At 34.5% G+C, this 5363-nt stretch carries 5 protein-coding genes; 4 read left to right on the top strand and 1 reads right to left on the bottom strand.

The window, feature by feature from the left end; all coding sequences use genetic code 11:
* The coding region (locus AB8B65_RS17020) for an NAD(P)/FAD-dependent oxidoreductase (protein ID WP_405302481.1) at window positions 1-1310 on the bottom strand (1310 nt) is incomplete at its 3' end.
* A gap of 370 nt (window positions 1311-1680) precedes the next feature.
* Here AB8B65_RS17020 and AB8B65_RS17015 point away from each other — a divergent pair.
* The 4 genes from AB8B65_RS17015 to AB8B65_RS17000 all read left to right on the top strand — a co-directional run.
* Window positions 1681-2397 carry a DUF547 domain-containing protein gene (locus AB8B65_RS17015; RefSeq protein WP_405302480.1) on the top strand — a complete coding sequence of 239 codons (717 nt, stop codon included), beginning with the start codon at window positions 1681-1683 and terminating at the stop codon, window positions 2395-2397.
* A 238-nt stretch (window positions 2398-2635) separates the two neighbouring features.
* The gene (locus tag AB8B65_RS17010) at window positions 2636-3559 is read left to right on the top strand and encodes a hypothetical protein (protein WP_405302479.1); all 924 of its coding nucleotides are present in this window, start codon (window positions 2636-2638) and stop codon (window positions 3557-3559) included.
* 204 nt (window positions 3560-3763) lie between these two features.
* The gene (locus AB8B65_RS17005; protein WP_405302478.1) at window positions 3764-4768 is read left to right on the top strand and encodes a glycoside hydrolase family 113; all 1005 of its coding nucleotides are present in this window, start codon (window positions 3764-3766) and stop codon (window positions 4766-4768) included.
* Window positions 4769-4881: 113 nt separating this feature from the next.
* Window positions 4882-5363, top strand: a 482-nt coding sequence (locus AB8B65_RS17000; RefSeq protein ID WP_405302477.1) for a hypothetical protein, incomplete at its 3' end; no start/stop codon positions are given.

The raw sequence follows: 5363 nt of genomic DNA, 5'->3' as shown, positions 1-5363 counted from the left end.
AGTTGAACGTTCGTGTTGTGAGCCAGATTGAATTGTGAAACAATTTCTTTTTCGTGTAGTTTGTAAAATTCAGGATCAAAATTGGCGTCTGCTAAATGTGCTAACACATATTCGACAGAGCGTTTTTCAGTAAGCCATTTGTCAAAACTATGATGACGCATGCGAATTCCAAAGGTGTTAATTCCTAAGAAAAGGTTGGTTTCCTTGTGAAATGCAATTGTGATGCAAATATGTTTTTTAGGATGTTTCCAGTGAAAATGTTGTTCATAATCAGGTCGTCCGCGTTCGCCAAAAACCCAACCGTAGGTTTGATACTCTATGTCTAAAAACTTTGCAGAGTTGAACCAATTTCCAGGATTGTAATCTCTAGGATTCCCACAAATGGTTTGTGCTAAGGTTTCGCCCATCATACGACCTGTATACCAAACGGCTTCAATAGGTCTGCGTTGTCCAATAGGTTCGTGTTGCTCGGCACAATCGCCAATAGCATAAATATCTTTTACGTTGGTTTCTAAGCGTCGATTCACTTTGACACCGCGTCCGAGTTCAATATTGGATTCTTTTAAGAAATCGATATTTGGCGCAACTCCTGCTGTCAGTCCAACAACTGTACAAGGAATTTCTTCGCCAGTTTCTTTGATGATAATCGATTTTACTTTTCCGTTTTCGTCTGCTTTTATCTCTTGTAAATTCACGCCCAAGCGCAAGTCAATATGGTGTTCTTTTATATGTTCGTTAATCATTGCTGATTCGCCCGCAGGCAAAACGCCGTTCCAAAAACTATTTTCACGCACTAAAAACGTTACGGGAATATCGCGACTTTGTAGCATTTCAGCCAATTCAATTCCAATCAATCCGCCACCGACAATGACAGCGCGGTTACACACTTTATTATCAGGTGCATATTTCTCTAAATTTTCTAAATCTTGTTTGTGGTACATGCCCATTACGCCATCTAAATCTTGTCCTGGCCAGCCAAATTTATTTGGTTTTGAACCTGTTGCAATGATGAGTTTGTCGTACTTCATGGTTTCTCCACTAGCAAAAACCAATTCTTTTGAAGCGTCTTTTACTTGTTTTACAAAGCCTTTTTTAAGTTCGATACGATTTTTTTTCCAAAACCAATTCTCATACGGTTGTGTATGCTCAAACTTCATGTGTCCCATATAAATATACATGAGCGCTGTACGCGAGAAAAAATAATCAGTTTCGGCCGAGATAATGGTAATTTGTTTGTCGGAAAGCTTTCGAATATGTCTGGCAGCCGTCACTCCTGAAATTCCATTACCTATAATTACAATGTGTTCCATAAAAAGTTGATTGGTTAGTGCGTTCTTGATTTTGTGAGAACGAACTCATGTTGCGAATTCTGTCGAAAGTACTATCAAGAACTTAAGGCAAGATAAGGAATTTAGAATTATTATAAATTAATTTATTTTTGTAAGGATTTTACAAAACAACCAACTTGTTTGGCGTTTAAAAATCAATTTGATACGAAACAGAAATTTTTTTAAGAAAGTTTGTAAGTTCCTTGTTTTTTTGCGGACTTATCAATCATTAGAAATTGAAATTAATATTGAAAAAATTGCTATGAAACTTCCATAACGAGATTTCGATACCCAAGAAAATAATTCTGTGGAAGCTACATGTGACACATAAAAAAACAATAAATATAAACACATGAAATATAAAATCATCACATTATTCATATTGTGCTTTACTACAATTGGATTTGCACAAAATACAGACGCTTTTTTTAAGTCTTCTGATGCATTTTTTAAAGAATATGTAACCAACGGACGCGTAAATTATAAAGCTATTAAAGCGAATTCTGCCGAATTGGAAAAGATTTTGGCTTCTACCAATAGTATTACGGTTGCTAAAAGTGATGCAAATACGTACCAAGCGTTTTGGATTAATGTCTATAACTTATCTGTAATTAAAGGAATTGTCAATAAATATCCTGTAAAATCGCCTTTGGATATTAAAGGATTTTTTGACAAAACAAAACATTCCGTTGGCGGAAAAAAAATTACACTAAACGACATTGAACATAAGTTGTTACGCGGACAGTTTAACGATGCGCGTTTTCACTTTGTATTAGTTTGTGCAGGACTTGGTTGTCCGCCAATAATCGCAGAAGCATACCTACCAAATACGTTAGATGCACAATTGGAAACACAAACCCGAATTGCCTTGAATAGCGACGAATTTATCAAAGTAAACGCACGTAAAAAAAGGGTGCAACTTTCTGAAATCATGAAATGGTACAAAGAAGATTTTACGCAAAGCGGAAATGAAATCGATTTCATTAATAAATACAGAAAAGAAAAAATCGAAAAAAAATCGAAAATCAGCTATTATCCGTATAACTGGAAATTGAATCAAACGAAATAATCTGTTACTAGAGAAAAAGATTGCCACTAGTTTTTTCAAAACTCTCGCAAAGACGTAAAGATAGAAATTTGAAATACTGAACTATAAATTGCTTTCAAACGTCACTTCGAGTGATTTTCCCAAGAAAATTGTATCGAGAAGTACTTTGATAAACAAATCAACACTTCCAAAAGCTTAGTGTGAACAAATTGACAAAAAAACAAATCAACAAATCAACAAATCAACAAAAAAAATAAAAATGAACACTAAAAACTTATTCATAACTGCAATTGCCTTACTATTCGTAAGCTTTTCTTCTGCCCAAGAAGACGAAGATGATGACACAACAGGTGACTTAACAAATATTCAAGAGTTTACACCTTCAAAATTATTGAAAAAAGGACAATGGGATATTAAATTCTTCAACAGTATTTATACACAAACCGAACGTACGGATGCAGAAAGCAATTCGGTAACTATTCCGAGAGAAACATTCTTTACAAACACCACAGAAATTTATACAGGAATTAGCGATAGTCGTCGTGTGAATATCGGATTTATTTTTCAAGTACGATCTAACACATTTGGCGGTGCTGGCGCATTAGACGTTTTTAATTTTAGAGACGATGCAACTTCAAGAAGCGGATTAACAACAATTGCACCATCAATTCGTGTGCAGCCGTTTAAAAATATTTCAAATTTCTCGTTTACGAGTTCTATCTATTTGCCAATCTTTAAAGACAAAGCAAATGCGCCATATTTAGACAAAAGAAGTGTGTTTTGGGAAACAAAATTTTTCTACGACAAAACATTCGGACAAGATAAATGGCAATTATTTACGCAAGCTGATTTCGGATTTAACTTTGGAGAAAAAAGTGAAGACGCAGATGCAGATTCTAATGTAGGTGAGCGTTTTGCAAACAATAGTTTATTTTTACCATTAGGTGTATTTTTAAGCTACTTTCCTTCACCAAAATCAACAGTATATGTAAATACGAAACAAGCATTTTTAATTGATTTAGGAAACAATTTTGCGCAAAATTCAACCTCTTTAGGAATTGGAACAAAATACCAACTGACAGACGTATTAAACGTAGAAGCTTCATTTGATAAGTTTGTACGTGGAAGCAACTTTCAAGGATTAGGACAAACTTTTAGCATAGGTTTAAGAGCGCTATTCTAGGAAATATAGTATTTTAGGAGTCTAATAAAATCTGTAGTACATTTTGAACTCAAAAGTATAATGAAACGTTAGTTCGAGTGATTTTGAGATACGAAAAATCGTATCGAGAACATATTTCTTGTGAAGAACAGCTATTCTCAATACAAAATTCACTCGAATTAACGAATTTCATCAAAATGCACACGGGTTAATAAATTTATAATTGTGAAATTTAGACTCCTTTGTATATTTTTTGGCTTATTACAATTTTCATGTACTAGTCAAACTCAAAAAATAAATGGTGTAAGCTTTGTGGCTTCACGCGATGTAATCGATCAAACACATGTAGATCCTGTGATAAATGTGAACGCTAATTATGCCGCAATAATGCCTTTTGGTTTTTTAAAAAAATTAACCGCTACCGAAGTTATTCACAATACAGACCGTCAATGGTTTGGCGAAACACGAAAAGGAGCCAAGCAGTACGCAGAACTATTGCAAAAGAACAATATCAAAATCATGATAAAGCCGCAAATTTGGGTTTGGAATGGTGAATTTACTGGACTTATTTCGATGGAATCGGAAGAAACCTGGAAACAGTTTGAAGCTTCTTACGAGAGTTTTATTCTAGAATATGCGAGTTTGGCGCAAGAAATCAACGCAGAAATGTATTGTATTGGTACCGAATTGCACAAGTTTGTAGCGGCACGACCAGAATTTTGGAATCAGTTAATTGTGAAAGTAAAAAAAGTGTACAAAGGAAAACTGACGTATGCAGAAAATTGGGATGCTTTCGACAAAGTTCCATTTTGGAAATCTTTAGATTTTATAGGAATTGATGCGTATTTTCCGCTAAGTGAAGAAAAAATGCCTTCATTAGAAACTTTGCAAAAAGGATGGCAGCCACACAAAGAAAAAATTGTTGCCTTGTCTAAAAAGTTAGATCGAAAAGTAATTTTTACGGAATACGGATATCGAAGTATGGACTTTACAGGAAAAGAACCTTGGGATTCTAGCAGAAAAGGAAAAGTACTCAATTTAAAAGCGCAAGAAATTGCTTTGCAAGCTTTGTATAACGAGTTTTGGAAAGAAGAATGGTTTGCTGGCGGATTTATTTGGAAATGGTTTCATAACTATGAAAAATCTGGCGGATTAGAAAATCATCAATTTACACCACAAAACAAACCTGCGGAAAAAGTGATCCGCGAAACGTATAAAATGTATCAATAACAACACGGATGAATCGTCTAAGAATAATATTTTACACTACTTTATTTTTGACAATAGGATCATGTCAATCAGACGATACGTTGTCAGAAACGAACACAACAACTTTATCCGCTATGATTCAAAATCGTAGTATAGAAACTGGCGCAGTCATTGCCTGTGCAGCAAGTGATGCTACAAATTCTGCTATTGTAAATGTATATTATTATTTGGAAGAAGGCGCGACCAATGTGCGTTTTTTTGAAACGAATAGCGTTGCAGTTGATAAAGATAATTATTCAAATTACAATCAATTACAAATCACTTCAACGGCACTTTTTGATGGATTTATCTATCAATTTACACGAAATTTTGACCAAGATCAATGGGTAATTGTGACTTTTGAATTGGATGGTGATGTGAAAATTTCAAACCCAATTCGCACAAAAAACAACACAAAACCAACCATTTGGACAGATGAGGTTATTGTAAACCAAGAAACGTCTATCATGCCAAAATTTACTTGGGAAGACAATGCAAATGGCGACAATGCTATTTATTTTCAGATAGTTTCTACGCCTAATAACGGCTTACTTTCAGGAACTTACACCTTTGAAAA

This window comes from Kordia sp. (genome assembly GCF_045105435.1).
Classification (GTDB): Bacteria; Bacteroidota; Bacteroidia; order Flavobacteriales; family Flavobacteriaceae; genus Kordia.
The sequence above is the reverse complement of the archived record's forward strand: the minus strand, read 5'-3'. Positions and strand labels throughout refer to the sequence as shown.